Genomic DNA, 21,962 nt, shown 5'->3' on the forward strand with positions numbered 1-21,962 from the left:
TTGTAACAATTTTGTTACAAGATATCCGATTGGGTTGATTTGAATAACTATTCGTTTTTAAATTTATAGTTTTAACTTTAGGAACCGGTTTTTTGCTATTAAGACTCTGAAAATTATAAATTTAAATTGGTTTCTTGAAATATTCAGTTTGTGATCACAAATTGTTTGATAGCATAAAGATTCATGTAATTAGACTTTTTAACTTTCCAGCTTATTGCATATAGCACTATCTATTTATTAAATTCATAAAAGTAGCCTAAAAATGACCAAACATAATCACAATGTGCGAGTGTATTACGAAGACACAGATGCTGGAGGCATAGTTTATTATGCCAACTATCTGAAATTTTTTGAGCGCGCTAGAACTGAATGGTTAAGGCAAATGGGTATAGAACAAGATATTCTTTTGGAACATTCCTTAGGTTTTGTCGTCAAACGGGTTGAAATGGACAATTACGCGCCGGCTCGTTTCAATGATTTGTTGTGTATTGAATCTGAAATAGTAGAATTGAAACGTGTTAGTTTAATCTTCAAACAAATAATAAGAAGTCCAAACAAACAATGTCTGGTCAGTGCGTTAATAAGAGTGGCTTGTGTCAATTTATCCAGTATGAAACCACAAGCTATTCCTGACAATATTTTAGGGGAATTAAAACGTGTCATCTGAGTTATCTTTTGTTGATCTTATTTTAGACGCCAGTTTACTAGTGCAATTAGTTATGCTGCTGCTACTCGGGGCATCAGTTGCTTCATGGGCCTTTATTTTCGAACGAAGTCGCGCTTTAAACTTTGCCCGTTCTGAGATGAAAAAGTTTGAAGATAAATTTTGGTCTGGTGTTGACCTCAACCGCTTTTATCAAGAGTTGACGGCTCGTCAATCTTTGGAAGGCATGGCCAGTATATTTTGTGCCGGTTTTAAAGAATTTGTTCGCTCTCGCAAGAATATTTCGACTCCAGCAGGAGCCGTGATGGAAGGTACTTCAAGAGCTATGCGGGTGTCTATGTCCCGCGAAATAGACCGTTTGGAAAGTCGTTTACCTTTTTTAGCAACCACGGGTTCAATTAGCCCTTATATTGGTTTATTTGGCACTGTTTGGGGGATTATGAATTCGTTTATCGCTTTAGGTGGCCAACAACAAGCCACATTATCTATGGTTGCCCCAGGGATTGCCGAAGCACTAATCGCTACCGCAATGGGTCTGTTTGCAGCTATACCTGCAGTCATAGCCTACAACCGCTTTAGTCACCAAGTAGAAAAACTTGAAAATAGCTATGGTAATTTTATGGAAGAATTTTCCAGTATATTGCATAGACAAGCATTGTCATCGGGTACGGATACTTCTCACTCAGCCCAACCCGCTGCTTAGGCTGATTAATCATGTATGTAAGAAAGCGTAGACGCCCTGTTTCAGAAATTAACGTAGTACCCTATATCGACGTTATGTTAGTACTGTTAATCATTTTTATGGTAACAGCTCCCCTTGTTACTCAAGGAGTAAAAGTTGACTTGCCCAAAGCCGAGGCTCAACCTTTGGATGAAGAGTCAAAACCTCCTCTAGTCGCATCTGTTGATGCTCAAGGCCAATACTTTTTGAATGTGGGTGATAGTCAACAAGAGCCTATGTCAGCAGTAGATCTTGCTGTCTTGGTTGCTGCGCATCTTCAAGTTGAGCCTAATACTCCAGTTGTTGTTAAAGGTGATGGAGCGGTTGCTTATAGTGAAGTTGTGCAGTTGATGGTTTTATTGCAAAGGGCTGGTGCACCATCTGTTGGTTTAATGACCACACCACCACAAGGCTAACAGGCAAAATGTCTAAGTTAAGTACAGCGTTCTCCATTTCATTGATTTTGCATTTAGCAGTGATTGTCGCTTTGTTAATAAACGGTCATTTTTCTACGTCCGAAACGTCACCTGAATTATCCAATCCTGAACCGATTATACAAGCTAAGGTCATTGATGAAAGTCAGTTGCAAAAACAGGTGCAGAAAGTTAAAAATGAACAAAAAGCACAACGTTTAGAAGAAGAAAATCGTATCAAAGAACTCGAAAGACGAGCTGAAAATGCAGTGAAAAAACGCAGGCAACAAGAGAACGAGGTTTCGAAATTAAAAGAAGAAACCAAAAAACAGCAACTGGATAAGAAAAAAGCTGAACAAGCAACAGTTGCGGCAAGAGAAAAACAAAAGCAAGAAAAAGCCAAAGCAATGCAGTTAGAAAACGAGCGTAAGCTGAAAGAGTTAGAAAAGAAAAAAGCTGATGAGCAAGCTAAACGAGCTAAAGAAAATCGTGAAAAAGAAGAAAGAGCATTAAAAGAAGCGAATCGAAAGCGAAAAGAAGCGAAGGAAAAGGCTGAACAAGAAAAAATACTTGAAGAACAGCTTCAGGCAGAACAAGCGGTTCGGCAACAAAAAAGAAATAAACAGGTATTAAGTGAAGTACAAAAATACCAAGCACTTATCAAACAGACTATTCAACGTAACTTAATCGTTGATGATGCGATGAAAGGTCAGTCTTGTCGTTTTAATATTCGTTTAGCCTCTAATGGATTAGTGATACAAGTTAAAGAACTAGGTGGAGATCCTCTAGTTTGTAGAGCGGGTAAGGCCGCTATCTTAAAAGCAGTAGAGCTACCTGTCTCTGATGCACCAGATGTGTATGAACAATTACGCAATATTAATTTTACTTTTGCACCGGAAATATAATGTTTAAAACCAAACAACTGTTGATTTCAATTTTTATCTTATCAGTCAGCTTTCGAAGTTTTGCAGCACTAGAAATAGTGATTACTGAGGGCATAGACACCTCTAGGCCAATTGGTGTAGTGCCGTTTAAGTGGGTTGGTGAAGGCGTTATGCCAGAAAAGTTGACTACTGTTATTGCCGCTGATTTGCGTCGCAGTGGTAAATTCAATCCTATCGATGTTATTGATATGCCTCAATATCCGAATGCGGATAAAGAGGTAGATTATAGTGCATGGGCATCCAAAGGTATTGAAGCTGTGTTGGTAGGTCAAGTAGAACTATCTGGCATTGACAGATACACTGTGTCTTATGAATTAATTGATGTATTGCGTGGTCAAATTACTGGTGGTCAGTCGCAAGTGTTAAGTGGTGGCAAACTTATTGCCAGTAACGATCATGTGTTAGCTATCAGTAAAATGACTATTTCTGGCAATGATTTTAGGCGACATTCTCATCGAATAAGTGATGTGGTGTATGAAAAGTTAACGGGTGAGCGAGGGGCATTTTTGACACGTATTGCGTATGTCATTGTACGTGATAAAAATGTGTATGAGCTACCCTTTCAATTGGTCGTATCAGATTATGACGGTGCTAACGAAACTACTTTGCTACGCTCACCTGAACCGTTAATGTCTCCTTCTTGGTCTCCTGATGGCACCAAACTGGCTTATGTCAGTTTTGAAAATAAACGACCACAAATATTTATTCAAGATATCTACACTATGAATAGAGTACAAATGACCAGTTTTTCGGGAATTAATGGTTCGCCAAAGTTCTCGCCTGATGGCAAGACATTAGCTTTGGTGTTATCAAAAGATGGTAATCCGGAACTGTATGTAATGGATATAGCGAGCAAACAGCTACGAAGGGTGACTAAAAACAGAGCGATTGATACAGAACCAAGCTGGAGTCCAGATAGTCAGAGCTTAATATTTAGTTCAGAACGGGGTGGTAAACCTCAGATATATCGCGTAAATTTAGGTTCAGGTAAAATTCGTCGCTTGACTTTTGTGGGCGAGATGAACTTAGGCGGGACCATTACTCCAGATGGTAAACAAATGGTTATGGTTAATCGTACTCGTGGTAATTACCATATCGCGCGGCAAGATCTAACAAACGGTAATTTACAGGTATTAACTAAAACCTATTTAGATGAATCACCCAGTATTGCTCCCAATGGTAGTATGATAATTTACAGTACATTACATCAAGGAAAACAAGTTTTGTCTTTGGTGTCTTTAGATGGCAGATTTAAAGCAAGACTGCCTGCGGCCGATGGTCAGGTTAAAGCACCTACTTGGTCACCATTTTTACGTTAAAATTATATTGTTCACTTAAATTCGATAAAATAGGAAAAAAGAATGCAACTAAATAAAATTTTCAAAGGGTTAGTTATTGCTCTTCCAGTTGTAACTATGATGGCTTGTACATCTACTGGTGATAGTGCAGCAAAAGCGGCTGCTGAAGAAACTAGAGTTGCCCAAGAGCAAGCAGAAGCCGACCGTAAGGCGCAGGAAGCACGTAATGCTATGGTTGAAACTGGAACCGTTGAACCTGTCATGACTCCTGCAGAAGAAATGAAGCAAGAATTAATGGCTCTAGAAAATAACCAATTGGTTTACTTTGATTTTGACCGCGCCGGAATTAGTTCTGAGTTTTATAACGTCTTAGATCAACATGCTTCTTTTTTGGTGAAAAACATGGGCCAATCAATTGTTATTGAAGGCCACTGTGATAGCCGCGGAACACCCGAATATAACATTGCGTTAGGTGAATCTCGTGCTAAATCAGTACAAACTTATTTATTGAATGCAGGTGTAAGTGCATCACAAATGTCCGTAGTGTCCTACGGTGAAGAAAAGCCTGTTAACAATAATATGTCTGAAACAGCTTTTGCTGAGAATCGCCGTGGTGTTTTGGTTTATCAATAACCGATGTCTAATATGATAAAACGCACCTTAGCTACAAGTTTGCTAGGGCTATATGGAGTTGCAGTTCTTGCAACTCCTGCGCCTGTGACAAATGTTACAAGCAGTGATAGCGATAAACGCATTACAGAATTAGAAAGAAAGTTTTCGACACGGACAAAGGCACAACATCGCCAACAAGAGCAGTTGGACGTGATGCAAAACGAGGTAAACGAACTTCGTGGTGCTATAGAAATGCAGAACTACCAGTTAGAAAAAGTTCTTGAACGTCAAAGAGAGTTATATCTAGAAATAGATAAGCGCATCGAAACAGTCAAAGAGCAACCTTCGATATTACCAGCATCGACTAATGGTACATCAGTAACACCTATAGGCGTCCCTCTATCAGCAAATGAAAATGATGCTTATGATAAAGCGGTGAATTTGATCCTCAAGGATAGGTTATATGATGAAGCCATTCCCGAATTCCAAGCTTTTTTACAAAACTTTCCTGACTCCAGTTATGTCCCAAATGCACATTATTGGTTAGGACAGCTATTATTTAATAAACAAGATTGGGCTGGTGCAGGAGAACAATTCCAGTTCTTAATCAGTAACTATCCAGATTCGAGTAAAAGAGCAGATGCCACCTTGAAGCTGGGAATATCTGAAATGGAACGCTCGAATACTGCTCGTGCCAAGCAGCTTTGGGAGCAGGTTATTGTTGAGTTTGCTGATTCGTCTTCAGCTAAATTAGCAGAAAAACGTCTCAAAAGTGTTCTGTAAAACATACATCTCACTTTTTTGTGAGAGTTTTTTTGAGTGAAAGTGAGATGCTAATAGGCATTTTATTACACTTTTTTTAGTTAAGTCGGTTAGTTAAAATCATAATTGTTCGGTTTTTCAGCAAACAGTTGTAATTATTGTAATATTAATGCCATTAGGCTTGCGCTGAAGTTTCAATTGAGTATTATATGCCGCCTTCGCAGTGAGGCGAAGGGGAAAAAGAAAATGGGTCGTTAGCTCAGCTGGTAGAGCAGTTGACTTTTAATCAATTGGTCGCTGGTTCGAATCCAGCACGACCCACCATTTTCCTTAAGTCACAGGTACCGTGAATACAATATAAAGTTTTAATCGATGGGTCGTTAGCTCAGCTGGTAGAGCAGTTGACTTTTAATCAATTGGTCGCTGGTTCGAATCCAGCACGACCCACCATCTTTTCTTAATATTCAAATCCCAGAATATTTCAAACTTTATAATCTATTTAAGACACAACAATAATTAACTGAATATCAAGAACAAAACTTTAGTTATTTACTGTGTTGTGCAGTTGAATGTTTCGATGCAGATTGATGATGTAATTTAGTGAATCTTTTTTTGTCTAATTTCAATACTGATATCCCTAGTTTTCTCAAGACTTTCCCAAAAATTTATATATCCATATATTCACTATTGATGGCATCTATGAATTGTTTGTATTCACGTTGGGCAACATCTTTTTTATTGGTCAGATGCCATTCAGGGACTGCTATACAGATTATAACTATGGTTCAAGCCCATTTTTTATGTGTAGATCCAGTTTCGAGTGTTTTTTATATCGCCTAGAGTCTTCACAGTGGTCATACATGCATTATTGACGGTATCTATGAATTGTTTGTATTCGAGATGGGTAACATCTTTTTTCTTGGTTAGATGCCATTCAGGGACTGCTATACAGATTATAACCATAGCTGAACCCAATTTTTTTATGTGTATAGCCAGTTTCGATTATTTTTTATATTATCTAGAGTTTTCACAGTAGCCATATATACATTATTGATGGTATCTGTGAATTGTTTGTATGTTTGTTCGGGCTGTTATCTTTTTTGCTGGTGAGCTGCCGTTCAGGGGCTCCTATGTGGAATATTACTATGGTTGAAGCCATTTTTTTATGTGTATAGCCAGTTTCGAGTATTTTATGTCACCTAAAGACCTCATAGTAACAATTTATGGACGTTGATGACTTCTATGAAAAATTTGCGTGCCTGTTGGGACAAGCACCTCTTTTCTTGGTGAGGTGCTGTTAAGGTGCGACTGTTCAGCTAATGAGTGTGGTTTCATTCCATCATCATGTTTATTGACATTCGGTTCCGGTTTAACCAAGTATCTAGGACTTTTGCAGTCGGCAGATACACTTCGTGCTGTTCGGCAATCCTTGTTGCATATTTTGAACCGGGTTTGAACCGATTTTGGACCGATACATAACAACTATTAATGAAGCTGATTACACTTATGACGGCACATAACCAGTCGGAACCGCTTCTTTAAGTTACTAAGCTCATCCCAATAGACGAAATTATAATATTGTAGCTGTTCAGTATCTTTTTGTAATTTTATACGAATGGATATACAGTAAATTCAAACACAGATTGCAATCAACGACTTAGGCTACAAGGTGAGCTAATTTATGAATGTTCAAGATTATGCTTTAAATGCGGGTGATGCTTTTGTGTTGCCTGAGGCAGTCATGAAAATTAAACAGTTGATCGATGATGACGCTACATCTGTGGACGATATTGCAGACGTTATTAATTATGATCCAGCTATTATGTTGCAGGTGTTGAAAATTTCTAACAGTGCGCTGTATAATTTTTCTAGTACTATTACTACAGTCGCTAAGTCTATCCAAGTAATCGGTACACGTTCAATTTATGATCTTGTTTTAGCTTATGGTGTCGCCAATGCTTTTAAGAGTGGTGCCACCGACGTAGTTGATTTAGACAAGTTTTGGGAGCAAAGCGTAAGTTGTGCCTTGCTATGTAAATATTTTGCAGAAGAACTAGGCTTGAAGGAGCCTGAGAAGATGTTTGTATGTGGTTTGTTGCACAATATTGGTGAGCTCATTGTTGCGCAGTTAAATCCAGAAGTTGCGAAAAAATGTGCATCAATATCTAGTGAAAGTTCGCCTCTGATTTTACAAAAAAAACATCTAGGTTTTACTTATGTTGATGTCTCATCTGAACTCTTAAAACTTTGGGGAATACCCGAAGACATTTCTCAAATAGTATCAGTAACACATGTTAGCGAGCACTCTGCGAAGAGCAAAGAAGAAAAAATTATGCAACTAGCCTATTTATTAGCCCTGAATAATGTTCACAGTGAGCAGTATCCTAAACATGCCAACATAACTGAGGAGATGTATCAGTGTCTAGACATTGATTTACCGCATGTAGACAATGCACTAGACTTCAGCAATTTACAGTTAATTGGCGCGTTAGCCGTGTTTAGTCCGTCTTCGTCTTCGTTGTTTTAAAAGCGTTTTGTTTTACATCGATAAAAGCTAGTTAGGTTATGCAAATACCGCTACTACTTGCCTGCTGATAGCCACTAAGGTGCCATGTTTATCCCAAATATTGGCTTCTGTATGCACATAACCATCAGCAGCGTGCCTAGTTTGCGCTTGATAAGCGAACCAATCATGGCCTGAAATTTTTTGATGCGGGTGTATGAACTCTAAATTCCAACTCATAGTACTTGCCATGGCCGGTTGATGTAAAAGCTGTAAGACGGTTGGAGGCCAGATATCGATTAAGGCTATTAAATGTGCATCATAAAAATGACTTGGCTGCTCTTTGAAACGCATCCATCCGTGCACATCGCTGTCTTTTTCACCAGTAAATGGTAATCCGCCTTTCGTTTTTGCCAAATCAAAATGCTTTAAGAACTCAGGTATTACTTTTGGGATCTGGGTTGCGTAGTCTGGATTTTGTGGATAATCCATTTTGTGTTGCAGATCATTAGAGACAACAACCTCAGACTGACGAGCAATACCGAAGCTAGCTTGACACATCACCGCAACTTTATTGGCCTGAGATAAGCGTCCTACGACTTGAGTAACATTTTTTCCTTCTCTGAGGACGTCAACGATGATGCTAAAATCACTGTCTGCTTCTATAGGGCCTATGAAATTGGTGCTCAGGGAACGCATCACTTTATCAGTGTCAACGGATTCACGCATCGCTTGATATACTAAAGAGGCTGAAATACCTCCATAGAGTGTTCGACCTTGTGTCCAGTCACTATCTACAGATAAAATGATGTTGCAGTCTTTGTTTTTTGCTTGTTGTTTGACTGAGTTTAATAAAGTATCAATGTGCACAAATAATCCTATCTGAATTTATCGACCATGAAGCATAACGGCCTAATATTTACTTTCTTTATAATAATGGTTCATACCCCTATGATGATTTCATGTCTTGATGGTTAAGCATAAGTGCCTGTTATATTTACATAAAATTAACAATTTAGCTTGAATTTACCGGGTCTGCACCCGTAATATGCCTCATCAATAAATGTACGCAGTATTAAGGATACATCGATGGTATGTGACGAAACAGTGAAAAGTGGATCCTCAACGATTACGCCAAACATATCAGATGGTTATCGGAATTATGTGTTATTCATCCTAACTCTAATCTACGCATTTAATTTTATTGATCGTCAAATAATAGGCATATTGTCTCCTTTTATAAAGGCTGATTTGGGTCTAGATGACGCGCAATTAGGCTGGCTTAAAGGTATATATTTTGCTTTGCTATATACTGTTTTAGGCATCCCTATAGCTTGGCTAGCTGATAGGTATAGTAGAGTTAACATAATTGCCATCTCACTGACACTGTGGAGTGGTTTTACTGCTGCATCGGGATTGGCGGGTAATTTCACACAACTTGCTTTGGCGCGTATTGGTGTGGGGATCGGTGAGGCTGGTGGCAGTCCACCTTCACACTCCATTATTTCAGATTTATTTCCTAAGGAAAAACGGGCTGGCGCTTTAGCTATTTATTCTTTAGGTATTCCTTTTGGTATTATGTTGGCGTTTTTTGCATCTGCATTTTTTCTTAAAGGTGGTGAAGCAGACTGGCGAACTGTTTTAATAGCGGTCGGTTTACCTGGCGTGGCATTAGCTATATTGCTCAAGTTTACTGTTAAAGAACCAGCACGAAGCGGTAATATGCAAACCGCCTCTGCGCAAGGTAAATCTTGGCAGTCCATTAAGGATTTACTATCTATTAAGTCTTGGTGGGGCATGTGTTTTGCTATTTCCTTTGGTTCTTTTGGTAATTACGCCATATCTACTTGGATGATTGATTTTTATGTGCGAGCTCATGCAGGTTTAGACATCACTCAATTTTTAATTATATTAGGAATAATAAATGGTACTGCGTACGCTGGTGGTGTTTGGCTTGGTGGTGTTTTAGTAGATAAATGGGGTAAAACTAATAGAAGTGCTTATGGCTTAGTGCCAGCATTGGCTTTAGTCGTAGGTGCTCCCGCCTATTATTTTTCGCTGCAAGTTGAGTCCCTCGAATTGTCTATAGCTTTGGTGACTATCTTACTCTTTACCAGTGGCTTTTATTTGGGGCCATCGTTTGCATTGGCACAAACTTTAGCACCGGTAAAAGTAAGAGCGATGTCTACAGCATTATTTTTCTTTGTCTTGAATCTTATCGCTTTAGGTGGCGGGCCGACTTTTATTGGTGTTTTGAGTAACTTTTACACAGAGCAACATGGTGAAATAGAATCCCTAAGGTTGTCGTTGTCTTGGCTTGCAGTGCCTTACACTATGTCAATTATTGCTTTCTTTTGGACTGCTAAACATATACCAAATGATTGGAAGGCTGCAGAAATCCGTAATGGTTAATTGTGATGTCGAGTCAATTTTAGTTCTCGTTAAGTTGCATATAACTAGTTTGAATACTGTTGCCTTGGTTTCATCAGAACAAACTATGACGGTAAAAAAATGTGATGTAATGGGCGCTTAGGTACCGACTAAACCTCGATTATTAAAAGCTTTCCATTACGCTACAAAGTAAACTAACAACTACGTCGTTTGGTACATCAACACACGACGAGTGGACGTGTTGCGAAGTTAACCTAAAAACTTTTAACAGTGTAAAAGTTTTATTTTTTTTAAATATTCCAAACATGGGTATTATTTTTTGAGTGTAACCAATAATGATACAGCCCCGAAAAAATGTAAAAGTTACACCTGTAAAAATAATAGGTAATCAAATAGAGAATAAGAAACTGCAATCTATTAGGCTTGTGGTCAGAGTATAAACAAACATTCACTACGCATATTTGTATCGGGTGCTTTGATTGCCATAGAATGTGGTGCTTCAAAAATAAGTTAAAGCCAAAAGTTCTTTGATTGGCTCCCACATTACACATTAAACAACAGGTTTCAGATGACTTCACCGACAAAAATCAACTTACACTTTGCCCATGCTAATGGTTTTCCTGCAGGGAGCTACCAGCAAGTTTTCAAGGAACTTCCTGATGACTTCGAGGTGCATGCTTTAACAAAATTTGCGCATTCAGAACGGTTTCCGGTAAATGCTAATTTAAGTAATCAAGTAGCAGAGTTGGTTGATCATTTGGAACATAAGGTAACTAAACCTGCTTATGTTGTTGGGCATTCGATGGGGGCTGTGGTGTCTTTTATGGCCGCCTGTGAAAGACCTGACTTAATCAAAGGGGTAATAATGCTTGACCCTCCAATTGCTTCGGGGCTAGCTAGGATTGTATTTAGATTACTTAAATGCTCCCCTTTTATTGATAAATTCTCACCGGCGGGTAAAGCAAAAGTGCGTTGTCAAAGTTGGCCGTTAGGCACTAACTTAGTAGCCTATTTTAAAGGCAAGGCCTTATTTAAAAATTTTAAATTAGAATCTATTCAAGATTATGTGTCATCTGTTATCGACGAGCGGGACGGTAAACTACAACTTAATTTTGACGCACAAATCGAGGCGAGCATTTATCGTAACGTGCCGCATAACATTAATCAGTTCTACCAACGCCTTTCAGTGCCAGGTTTACTGGTTACTGGTAGTCATAGTGACGTGTGTATTCCATCATTGTTGGGTACGTTTGTTAAAAAAAGTAAAATTGAACATCTTATCTTTAAGGACGGTGGGCATATGTTTCCTTTGGAAAAGCCGCAACAAGTAGCCAAAATTATTACCGATACAATTCGTTTATGGGAAGAGGCTAGTAACACACAATAAAAAGCCGCTGTTAAGCGGCTCTGCAATGACTAGGTCGATATTTATGATGAGTAGGCCTATAAGCCTACTTTTAATCCCAACATTTCTCGTGTGACTAACACCACGCCTTTTTCTGTCACTCGAAAACCTCTGGCTAAATCATCTTCGCGGCTATGGCCTATAATAGTGCCTTCGGATATCACACAACCACGGTCAATAATGGCTTTACGTATCCGGCAATTACGTCCAACTTCAACGTCAGGTAATATTACAGAATCTTCTACTTCACTGTACGAATGCACCCTGACATTCGAAAAGCATAAGCTACGGCGTAACGTTGCCCCAGAAATAATGCATCCACCTGAGACTACTGAGTTAATCGCTGTACCTCTGCGATTATCTTCTTCCCATACAAACTTGGCAGGAGGCAATTGTTCTTGATAAGTCCAAATTGGCCATTTTTTATCATATAAGTTGAGTGCAGGAACAGGCGCTACTAATTCCATATTAGCCTGCCAAAATGAATCTAAGGTACCCACATCTCTCCAATAGGCCTCAGTATCATCATCACTTGTGAATTGAAACGCATACACCAGACCATCTTTAATAATCGAAGGAATGATATCTTTGCCAAAGTCACGTTCAGACCCTGATGTTTCGGCATCCGCCTTTAATTGTTCAAATAAGAACTCAGTATCAAATACATAATTGCCCATTGAGGCTAAACACTTGGTGGGGTCGTTGGGTAAGGGAGTAGGATTCACAGGCTTTTCTTCAAAACCGATGATCTTAGAATTCTCATCAACTGACATAACACCAAACTGGCCTGCGGCTTCTTCTAATGGAACAGGCATACAGCTTACCGTCATTTTAGCACCAGACTCAGCATGTTGCGCAATTAAATTACCGTAGTCCATTCTGTAAATATGGTCTCCAGATAATACCAAGACATATTTAGGTAGTTCATCACGGATGATGTCAATATTTTGAAATACAGCATCTGCTGTGCCTTCATACCAATTATCTGAAAATCGTTGTGATGCGGGAAGAATTTCAACCGACTCGCCTAGTTCTTTTTTGAAATGTCCCCAGCCGCGGACTAAATGACGGATGAGTGAATGAGATTTGTACTGTGTAACCACACCAACATTGCGTATCCCTGAGTTAATGCAATTAGATAATGGAAAATCGATAATACGAAATTTACCACCAAAATATAATGCCGGCTTTGCTCGCCAATTTGTGAGTTCATAAAGTCTTGAACCTCTTCCACCAGCTAAAATTAGTGCGTAGGTATCCCGTGTTAAATTACTGATATAACGAGACGGTTGGTTCGCCATAAGTTCTTACTCCTTTATAATTAACTTTATTTTTAGTCGTTTATCGTCTGTTATGCCTACTGCTTGTTCGAATTTACCCAACTGATAAATATTAATTTTTATGGGTAACAACCTTCGATGATAGGCCAAAATTTAAAAAAGTTTCTAAAATAGTTATTGGGGTTTTTTACCCAAGTGCTCATGCTTGTATAGACTTCTGCCATTTATTTTTTTGTTTACCCTCAGCTTAGATAAAATATTGGTAATATTTAACGGCTGCAATTTCAACAATGAAATTGTGTTATCAATACCAGAAAGAGTAAACACCTTTATAAACGGGCAAGCTGGTATTGGTGTACCCCTTGAACAGCTGTCTGTTTGAGTCGAGTTTGTTAATAATGTGGCCAATGACCACACTATGAATATGAATTGTTCTACAGACAATGCAACAATTAATATGGTTTGAGGTCTTGTCTCGTTATAAAAATTATATCAACGTATATCAGTTACGTGAGGCTACCTAGCCATTGGTGCAAGGACAACCATGATAAGTGCTGAATTTTTCTAATCCGATCCGCAGTCTTATTAGATAGCACTCCCATTCATCTGATGACAAATAATGGGTATGAAAGCCTTAAGCACGGCTTTTTTTCCAAGCCAGTATTAACAGCACTATACCCACCACAAAAAAAGGAATGCTCAAAGCTTGTCCTGTACTTATCCATACTTCACCAGTGTATGCCGCTTGTTTGACTTTGACGAATTCAATGCCAAACCTAGCGGTAAATATCAAACATAAAAATGTGCCAAATAGCGCACCAGTTAGCTTTTTGATGTTAGAAAAACGATACAACAATATTAACGTTATAAATATGCTCAGATAAGATAATGATTCATAAAGTTGGGCTGGATGTCTAGGCAATAGGTCAATACGTGAAAATACAACTGCCCAAGGTACATCGGTCTGAATACCAATAATCTCGGAATTCATAAAATTGGCAAAACGGACAAAGAAACCAAACAATGCAGTAGCAATAGCGAGCCTGTCTAGCAACCATAAATATTCCACTTTGTATTTTCTTTGGAAAAAATATACCGCAATGATTACACCTAAGCCACCGCCATGGCTGGCGAGGCCACCCTCCCATATAGCTAATATTTTCATAGGGTTACTGAGGTAAAAGTCCGGGTCGTAAAAAAGACAATGACCCAGCCTAGCGCCCACAATAATACCAAAAACACAGTACATCAGAAGTGAATCAAGCAGTTCTATTTTGACTTTTTCTTGTTGGAATATCCATTTCATTACTTGCAACCCAGCTAAAATAGCGGTAGCAAACAAGGCACCATACCAATGTATTTTTAATCCAAAAAATTCGATTAAAACTGGGTTTACGTCCCAAGTAAAAAATTCCATTCAATCTACCTTACTGCAGTTTCTGTGACTTAAAGTGTATAAGCATTGTACCCGAATGCTTTTTTCAAGCTGGTGTTAGTTTATTGTTTTATTATGTTTTTTAATCCGAAGTCTCGGAGGATGACCGCTGATAACGACATAATAAGCCAGCATGCATAAAACTGAAAAAACGATCATGCTAATAGAAATACTTTGCCAACCATCAAAAAAAAGCGTGTAAAACAACATACCCACCACCAACAGAGTGGGCGATGCAACTAAAGCAATCATCACTCTGACATTTGCGGGTATTGGTGTACGAGTTGAGTTTTGTTCGGTCAAAAAACTTTCCTTATGCTGTTATGGCTAAAGCGACCTTGGAGTTTGATTGCCTACCCAAGGCCTGCATCATATTTAATCCGGCCTGAGTAAGTCGCTCAAGATTGATGCCTGTTTCGATATTCATGCCATGAAGCATGTAGACTAAATCTTCTGTGGCAACATTGCCAGAGGCACCTTTCGCATAAGGGCAACCACCCAGACCTGAAACTGCACTGTCGACAACTGAAATACCTTGTTGTAATGCAATTAAGATGTTCGCCAAAGCTTGACCATAAGTGTCATGAAAATGCACAGCTAATTTATTTTTTGGAATAAAGTCTAGAACAGCATCTAACATGAGTTGTGTTTTTACTGGGGTACCAGAACCAATTGTATCGCCTAAAGATATTTCGTAGCAACCCATATTCATTAGCTGTTGACTGACCTCCGCTACTTTTTGAGGAGAAACATCGCCTTCATAAGGGCAACCTAATACACACGACACATAACCTCGTACGGGTAGCTGATGTTTTTGTGCCAGTTCTATTACCGGTAAAAAGCGTGCTAAGCTTTCGGCGATAGAGCAATTGATATTCTTTTGCGAAAAAGCTTCTGAGGCAGCGCCAAAGATAGCCACTTCATCCACCTTTGATTTAATTGCGGCCTCTAGACCTCGCAAATTAGGTGTTAGTGCTGTATATCGAACATGATTTTGTCGCTTAATTTTCTTAAAAACTGCAGCACTGTCAGCCATTTGTGGCACCCACTTAGGCGAGACAAAACTGCCAGTTTCTATCACGGTACAACCTGCGTCAGCTAATTGTTCGACCAGTGCAACCTTCGCAGTTAAAGACACCAACCCCTGTTCGTTTTGCAAGCCATCTCTTGGGCCCACTTCGACAATTTTGACTGACTTAGGAAGCATTTTTTACCGACTCTTTTTTAGTTATGTGGGCTTTGTTAATTTCAACCGATTTGACAGCTTGAAATGACAATAATTCGTCACCGCCATCGACTAATTCACCTGCTTTAAAGTAAAATTCTCCGACGGAGCCTGCTTTAGGTGCTTTTAAGCTATGTTCCATCTTCATAGCTTCCATCACCATCAAGGTTTCACCTTGTTCAACTTGCTGATTTGGTTCAACCAAAATAGCGACTACTGTGCCGTTCATTGGTGCAATAAAACCAGTATCTGCAGTATTGTCCTGTGTATCACCTAAATCTGCTTGTAATGATTTAAAACGCATTACCTTGCCATTACAAAATACTGAATGACCATCTTGATGGGCGTTAACACTGGCGAGCATTCTATGGCCATTGATGTTGGATATAAGTTGATTTTTATCTATCACTCCTGAGCAGTGATAGTTTTGTTGGTCAACTTTTATATTAAAAAAACTCTGACTGATGACTCTTGATTGGTTGATGACTCTTGATTGGCTGACAGCTCTTGATTGGCTGACGGCACCTGCTTGGCTGACGGCTCCTGCTTGGCTAACTTGGACGGTAAAAGTGCTGTCACCCACCGCTAATTCTAAATTTTGAAGGTGTTGTTCATTCGCTCGCCACGCGTTACCAAAAGACCAAGGCGAGTATTGGTCTTGAATATTTTTGGTGGCTTTGTACTGATTTTCGTGTTGACCGCTGAGCATCAAATATAACGCGGCCATTGGCAATAAAGCGTTGATGTGTTGATCATCATTCAACATTAATAGGTGTTGATTTTTCTCTATAAATCCAGTGTCAATTTGCTCAGATTTAAATGGCGCACTGTTGGCTAAGGTATATAAAAATTCAATATTCGTGACAACACCGTCAATATGATATTCGGTTAAGGCTTTAGTCAATCGCGCTAAGGCTTTATCGCGGTTTTCGTCCCATACAATTAATTTTGCGATCATAGGATCGTAAAAAACAGAGACTTCATCACCTTGAACCACACCTGTGTCTACGCGAACATGCCGTGATTCAACCGGCGGTTGCAACAGAGATAACCTGCCTGTTGCTGGTAAAAAATCATTATTGGGATCTTCAGCATAAATTCTAGCTTCAAAAGCATGGCCATGAATATGAAGTTGCTCTTGTGTTAGTGGCAATGGTTCGTTGTTGGCGACACGCAATTGCCATTCAACCAAGTCTTGGCCAGTGATCATTTCCGTAACTGGGTGTTCAACCTGCAATCGGGTATTCATTTCCATGAAATAGAATCGCCCGTCACTGTCTAATAAAAACTCTACTGTGCCAGCTCCAGCATAACTGATCGCTTTTGCCGCTTTTAAAGCAGCTTCGCCCATTTGAGCACGCAGCTGTGCAGTCATGCCAAAAGCGGGGGCTTCCTCTATGACTTTTTGATGACGACGTTGCACCGAACAGTCCCGTTCAAATAAATAGACACCATCACCAAAATTGTCACAGAACACCTGGATCTCGACATGACGCGGTCCAGTAAGGTATTTTTCGACCAACATTAAATCATCGTTAAAGCTCGACATCGCCTCACGTTTTGCTGCTGCTAACGCATCAGCAAATTCTGTGGTTTTCCATACTTGGCGCATACCTTTACCGCCACCACCAGCCGCTGCTTTGAGTAACACAGGGTATCCCATGCTGTCTGCGTGAGACTTTAAGACATCGATACTTTGGTCGTCGCCATGGTATCCCGGTACTAATGGTACCTTGGCAAGTTCCATTATATTTTTTGCCGCTGACTTCGAGCCCATCGCCTCTATCGCACTGACAGGAGGACCGACAAATACAATATTATTTTGTCCACACAAATTAGCAAATGTGGCGTTTTCTGATAAAAAACCATAGCCGGGATGAATGGCATCTGCACCTACTTTAAGTGCGATTTGAATAATTCTTTCAGCTTGAAGATAACTGTCTTTGGAAGGAGAAGGACCTACATGAACCGCTTCGTCAGCCATTTTTACATGTAATGCTTGTTGGTCAGCATCTGAATATAAGGCAACCGTTAATATGCCCATACGTTTGGCTGTTTTGATAATACGGCAACTAATTTCGCCGCGATTAGCAATCAATAATTTAGTGAACATGGCTTACTCCGTTATTCTTTTATCCATTTGGCTCGGCGCTTCTGTAAAAACGCATTTAGGCCTTCTTGGCCTTGTTCAGATACTCTAAGCTCGGCTATTGTTTTGCTAGTGTTAGCTAAAAGCTCTTCAGATATAGGTTTATTCTGAACATCAAAAACAAGTTGTTTAGCCGCTCGAACTGCAGCAGGTGAATTTTTTAGAATATGTTCAATTAAGTTCTCAACGGTACTATCTAGTTCTTCTTCAACTACCGCTTCGCTGAGTAATCCTAGGCGTCTGGCGCGGCGCGCAGAGAACACTTCGGCAGTGGTAAAATAGCGTCTGGCAACTCTGGCACCTATGGCATCGATCACATATGGGCTAATAGTGGCTGGGGCTAATCCAAGTTTTACTTCACTTAAACAAAACTTACTTAATTTGCTACCAATGGCCATATCACAACATGCAATCAGACCCACTGCGCCACCAAACGCAGCTCCTTGTACTCTAGCAATAGTGGGCTTATCGATGGTATTGAGGATGAAAAACATGTTGGCCAAAACATTGGCATCCGCTAAATTTTGCTCATAGCTGTAACTTGCCATACGTCGCATCCAGTTTAAATTTGCCCCAGCACTGAAACTTTTGCCTGCCGCTGCCAGCACCATGACCCGAATATCTTCATTTTGACCAATACTAGTAAATATATCGGTGAGTTGAATAATCAACTTATCGTCAAAGGCATTATGGATCTCAGGCTGATTTAAGGTAACGGTGGCGACACCTCTTGCGTCTATACTTAACAATACTTTATCGGTTTGATTCATTATATTTTTATCCTTACATTCTAAAGACGCCAAACCGGGTGTCCTCTATAGGTTTATTCAAACTAGCTGAAATACACAATCCTAATACTTGACGCGTGTCAGCAGGGTCTATTACACCGTCGTCCCACAATCTTGCTGAAGCATAATAAGGATGGCCTTGGGTTTCGTAAGTATCAATAATGGGTTGTTTGAACTGCGTTTCTTGTTCTGCACTCCATTGCTCATTCACCCGCTCTTTTTGTTCGCGTTTGACTTGCGCTAGTACACCCGCAGCTTGCTCACCACCCATCACAGAGATACGAGCGTTTGGCCACATAAACATAAAGCGTGGATCGTAGGCACGACCACACATACCATAATTGCCTGCACCAAAACTTCCACCAATCAATATAGTAAATTTAGGTACTTTGGCACACGCAACAGCGGTCACCATTTTTGCGCCATGTTTAGCTATGCCGCCTGCTTCGTATTGTTTGCCGACCATAAAACCAGTAATATTTTGTAGAAACACTAAAGGGATTTTGCGTTGTGCACAAAGCTCAATGAAGTGAGCCCCTTTTTGTGCAGACTCTGAAAACAAAATGCCATTGTTGGCTACAATGCCGACTGGATATCCAAAAATTCTGGCAAAACCACAGATCAGTGTTTGACCATATAACGCTTTAAACTCATCTAATTCTGACCCATCGACTACTCGTGCAATCACTTCTCTTACATCATAGGGTTGACGTTTATCTTTTGGGATAACGCCATATATTTCGTCACTGGCGTAGGTTGGCTCGACAGGCTCGCATACATCCAGTTCAATGAATTTTTTGCGGTTTAATCTGGCAATGGCGTCTCTAGCAATTTTTAACGCATGATGGTCATTATTAGCTAAATGATCGACTACACCAGATGTACGGCAGTGCACATCGGCTCCACCTAAGTCTTGTGCACTGACCACTTCACCAGTAGCTGCTTTAACCAAAGGTGGGCCACCTAAAAAAATAGTGCCTTGGTCTTTGACAATAATCGATTCGTCAGCCATAGCCGGCACATAAGCACCTCCAGCGGTACATGAACCCATTACCACAGCAATTTGTGGGATATTTTGGGCTGATAAGTTAGCTTGATTAAAGAATATTCGGCCAAAATGTTCTCTGTCAGGAAATACCTCATCTTGACGCGGCAAGTTAGCTCCACCTGAGTCGACTAGATAGATACAAGGCAAATTATTTTGTTCAGCTATTGTTTGCGCGCGCAAGTGTTTTTTTACGGATAATGGGTAATAACTCCCACCTTTTACTGTCGCGTCGTTGGCTACTATCATACATTCGATACCAGATACCCGGCCTATGCCTGCGATCAACCCCGCAGCAGGTACGTTGTCTTCATACACTTCATATGCAGCAAGTTGTGATAATTCTAGAAAAGGTGAACCTGAGTCGAGTAGGGTGTTGATCCTATCTCTGGGTAGCAGTTTGCCTCTATCAAGATGCCTTTGGTTCGCCTTGTCACCACCACCATTTCTGATTGTCGCAATTTTATCTTTTAAGTCGTCTACTTGCTCTTGCATGTGAAGTGCGTTGGCCAAAAACTCTTGGCTTTTGGTATTTAGCTTACTGATAATTTTTGGCATGGTATTGCTCCAGTTGTTTGCTGTAAGAAGTGTAAATAGGCTCTTAATAAGTGCACTTAATAAAAGCTCTTAATAAAAGATCCCTATAAAAACTTATTAAAAAGCTATTTAAGTAGATTCTTTAAACAACTCTCGACCAATCAACATTCTGCGAATTTCAGACGTACCCGCACCAATTTCATACAATTTAGCATCACGCAATAAACGACCTGCTGGGAAATCATTTATATAGCCATTGCCACCTAAGAGCTGAATGGCGTCTAATGCCATTTTTGTTGCTAGCTCTGCAGAATAAAGAATGGCCCCAGCTGAGTCCTTACGAGTAGTTTCACCTCTGTCACACGAACGTGCGACAGCATAAACATAAGCCCTAGCAGCATTCATCTGAGTGTACATATCAGCGACTTTTCCTTGTACTAGCTGAAACTCACCTATAGATTGACCAAATTGCTTACGGTCGTGGATGTAAGGCACGACTAAATCCATACAAGCTTGCATTATGCCTAATGGTCCGCCAGATAGAACAACACGTTCGTAATCCAAGCCACTCATTAAAACTCTTGCACCACCGCCTTCTTGTCCTAATATATTTTCCGCTGGCACTTCACAATCTTGAAATACCAGTTCGCAGGTATTAGAGGAACGCATACCTAATTTGTCTAACTTTTGTGCTTGGCTGAACCCTTTGGTCCCACGTTCAACAATGAACGCGGTCATGCCTTTAGCGCCTGCAGATACATCGGTTTTGGCATACACTACAAAAGTATGTGCATCGGGGCCATTGGTGATCCACATCTTGCTGCCATTCAATACATACACATCGTCGCGTTTGTCGGCACGAAGTTTCATGCTTACCACATCTGAACCTGCATTAGGTTCACTCATTGCTAAGGCACCAATATGTTCACCGCTAACTAACTTGGGTAAGTAGATTTGTTTCTGAGCATCGCTACCATTTTTATGAATTTGGTTAACACATAAATTTGAGTGTGCGCCATAACTTAAGCCAACCCCTGCTGATGCACGGCTGACCTCTTCCATGGCAATAACATGGGCCAAATAACCCATATCAGAGCCACCGTATTGTTCGGCAACCGTGACGCCTAAAAGTCCCATATCGCCAAGTTTTGACCATAATTCATTGGGGAAACTATTATCTTTATCTGCCTTGTCTGCCAAGGGAGCTATTTCACCTTGCGCAAAGTTATATACGTGGTCACGTAACATATCGATATCTTCGCCGAGACCAAAATTTAAAGTTGGATAAGGGGCATTCATGCGGTTTGTCCTTGTTTTAAGGTATGGAGCGTTAAGGCATTGAGTTCGTCTTGACAGCGGGCTTCTACTTCTTCTAGTTCAGCCTTTAACATTTCAATGTCCTCTAATTGTTGTTGCATATGAGCACGTTTTTCATCTGTCATTTTGAGCATCGCTTCTAGCTGTGCCCTTGAATTTTGGTGACTATCATACAAATCAAATAGTGTTTTAGTTTCCGCTAAAGAGAATCCTAAACGTTTACCACGTAAGATCAGCTTTAAACGAACCTGATCTTTCTTCATATAAACACGACTTTGGCCAATCCGAGTTGGGCTCAATAAACCCTGTTCTTCATAAAATCGAATAGAACGTGGAGTAATGTCCATTGATTTGGCTAATTCGCCTATGCTAAAGGTCTGTTTACTCATTATTTACTCGCATATATATGATCAGTATTTGTTGTTAGTGGTTATCAAAGCTTACGTTTACGTTTACGTAAACTGAAAGTAAAT

20 protein-coding genes and 2 tRNA genes are annotated in these 21,962 nt (G+C 39.9%); 12 read left to right on the top strand and 10 right to left on the bottom strand.

The window, feature by feature from the left end:
- Positions 1-262 precede the first annotated feature (262 nt).
- From ybgC to QZ562_RS08395, 10 genes are all read left to right on the top strand, one after another.
- Complete coding sequence (gene ybgC, locus QZ562_RS08350; RefSeq protein WP_293759131.1) at positions 263-667, top strand: tol-pal system-associated acyl-CoA thioesterase; 405 nt, start codon at positions 263-265, stop codon at positions 665-667.
- Complete coding sequence (tolQ, locus tag QZ562_RS08355) at positions 657-1,367, top strand: protein TolQ (protein WP_293759132.1); 711 nt, start codon at positions 657-659, stop codon at positions 1,365-1,367. Before ybgC ends, tolQ begins: the two co-directional genes overlap by 11 nt.
- An 11-nt stretch (positions 1,368-1,378) precedes the next feature.
- Entirely contained in the window at positions 1,379-1,801 is a 423-nt protein-coding gene (tolR, locus tag QZ562_RS08360) for a protein TolR (RefSeq protein ID WP_293759133.1), read from the top strand.
- Between the two features lie 8 nt (positions 1,802-1,809).
- Entirely contained in the window at positions 1,810-2,703 is an 894-nt protein-coding gene (gene tolA, locus QZ562_RS08365) for a cell envelope integrity protein TolA (RefSeq protein WP_293759134.1), read from the top strand.
- A complete protein-coding gene (gene tolB, locus QZ562_RS08370; RefSeq protein WP_293759135.1) occupies positions 2,703-4,061 on the top strand; it encodes a Tol-Pal system beta propeller repeat protein TolB in 1,359 nt (452 codons plus the stop codon). The genes tolA and tolB overlap by 1 nt, the downstream gene beginning before the upstream one ends.
- A 42-nt stretch (positions 4,062-4,103) precedes the next feature.
- Positions 4,104-4,673, top strand: a complete 570-nt coding sequence (pal, locus tag QZ562_RS08375) for a peptidoglycan-associated lipoprotein Pal (protein WP_293759136.1) — start codon at positions 4,104-4,106, stop codon at positions 4,671-4,673.
- A gap of 12 nt (positions 4,674-4,685) precedes the next feature.
- Complete coding sequence (gene ybgF / locus QZ562_RS08380; protein ID WP_293759158.1) at positions 4,686-5,435, top strand: tol-pal system protein YbgF; 750 nt, start codon at positions 4,686-4,688, stop codon at positions 5,433-5,435.
- Between the two features lie 227 nt (positions 5,436-5,662).
- Positions 5,663-5,738, top strand: a tRNA-Lys gene (locus tag QZ562_RS08385).
- A gap of 50 nt (positions 5,739-5,788) precedes the next feature.
- Positions 5,789-5,864, top strand: a tRNA-Lys gene (locus tag QZ562_RS08390).
- Between the two features lie 1,231 nt (positions 5,865-7,095).
- Positions 7,096-7,941, top strand: coding sequence for an HDOD domain-containing protein (locus tag QZ562_RS08395; RefSeq protein ID WP_293759137.1), 846 nt, complete (start codon positions 7,096-7,098; stop codon positions 7,939-7,941).
- Between the two features lie 36 nt (positions 7,942-7,977).
- Here QZ562_RS08395 and QZ562_RS08400 read toward each other — a convergent pair whose 3' ends face one another.
- Positions 7,978-8,787, bottom strand: a complete 810-nt coding sequence (locus QZ562_RS08400; protein WP_293759138.1) for a thioesterase family protein — start codon at positions 8,785-8,787, stop codon at positions 7,978-7,980.
- A 219-nt stretch (positions 8,788-9,006) separates the two neighbouring features.
- On the opposite strand from QZ562_RS08400, the gene QZ562_RS08405 reads away from it, so the two are divergent.
- Together QZ562_RS08405 and QZ562_RS08410 are read left to right on the top strand one after the other, a co-directional pair.
- Positions 9,007-10,329: an MFS transporter gene (locus QZ562_RS08405; protein WP_293759139.1), complete on the top strand. Its 1,323-nt coding sequence runs from the start codon at positions 9,007-9,009 to the stop codon at positions 10,327-10,329.
- A 547-nt stretch (positions 10,330-10,876) separates the two neighbouring features.
- Positions 10,877-11,695 carry an alpha/beta hydrolase gene (locus QZ562_RS08410; protein WP_293759140.1) on the top strand — a complete coding sequence of 273 codons (819 nt, stop codon included), beginning with the start codon at positions 10,877-10,879 and terminating at the stop codon, positions 11,693-11,695.
- 56 nt (positions 11,696-11,751) lie between these two features.
- Here the strand turns inward: QZ562_RS08410 and glgC are convergent, their stop codons facing one another.
- From glgC to QZ562_RS08455, 9 genes are all read right to left on the bottom strand, one after another.
- Positions 11,752-13,014: a glucose-1-phosphate adenylyltransferase gene (gene glgC, locus QZ562_RS08415; RefSeq protein WP_293759141.1), complete on the bottom strand. Its 1,263-nt coding sequence runs from the start codon at positions 13,012-13,014 to the stop codon at positions 11,752-11,754.
- A gap of 613 nt (positions 13,015-13,627) precedes the next feature.
- Positions 13,628-14,410: a prolipoprotein diacylglyceryl transferase gene (lgt, locus tag QZ562_RS08420; RefSeq protein WP_293759142.1), complete on the bottom strand. Its 783-nt coding sequence runs from the start codon at positions 14,408-14,410 to the stop codon at positions 13,628-13,630.
- A gap of 75 nt (positions 14,411-14,485) precedes the next feature.
- Entirely contained in the window at positions 14,486-14,731 is a 246-nt protein-coding gene (locus QZ562_RS08425; protein WP_293759143.1) for an NADH-quinone oxidoreductase subunit H, read from the bottom strand.
- A 10-nt stretch (positions 14,732-14,741) separates the two neighbouring features.
- Entirely contained in the window at positions 14,742-15,635 is an 894-nt protein-coding gene (locus tag QZ562_RS08430) for a hydroxymethylglutaryl-CoA lyase (protein WP_293759145.1), read from the bottom strand.
- Positions 15,625-17,766 (bottom strand): acetyl/propionyl/methylcrotonyl-CoA carboxylase subunit alpha, encoded by a 2,142-nt coding sequence (locus tag QZ562_RS08435; protein ID WP_293759146.1) that lies wholly within the window; start codon positions 17,764-17,766, stop codon positions 15,625-15,627. The genes QZ562_RS08430 and QZ562_RS08435 overlap by 11 nt, the downstream gene beginning before the upstream one ends.
- Positions 17,767-17,777: 11 nt before the next feature.
- Positions 17,778-18,572, bottom strand: coding sequence for an enoyl-CoA hydratase/isomerase family protein (locus QZ562_RS08440; RefSeq protein ID WP_293759147.1), 795 nt, complete (start codon positions 18,570-18,572; stop codon positions 17,778-17,780).
- Between the two features lie 13 nt (positions 18,573-18,585).
- Positions 18,586-20,193, bottom strand: coding sequence for a carboxyl transferase domain-containing protein (locus QZ562_RS08445; protein WP_293759148.1), 1,608 nt, complete (start codon positions 20,191-20,193; stop codon positions 18,586-18,588).
- 108 nt (positions 20,194-20,301) lie between these two features.
- On the bottom strand, positions 20,302-21,471 hold the full coding sequence (locus QZ562_RS08450) for an isovaleryl-CoA dehydrogenase (RefSeq protein WP_293759150.1): 1,170 nt from the start codon (positions 21,469-21,471) through the stop codon (positions 20,302-20,304).
- A complete protein-coding gene (locus QZ562_RS08455; RefSeq protein ID WP_293759152.1) occupies positions 21,468-21,878 on the bottom strand; it encodes a MerR family DNA-binding transcriptional regulator in 411 nt (136 codons plus the stop codon). Before QZ562_RS08455 ends, QZ562_RS08450 begins: the two co-directional genes overlap by 4 nt.
- Between the last annotated feature and the right edge of the window lie 84 nt (positions 21,879-21,962).

It is taken from the genome of uncultured Paraglaciecola sp. (assembly GCF_913058035.1).
Lineage (GTDB): Bacteria > Pseudomonadota > Gammaproteobacteria > Enterobacterales > Alteromonadaceae > Paraglaciecola.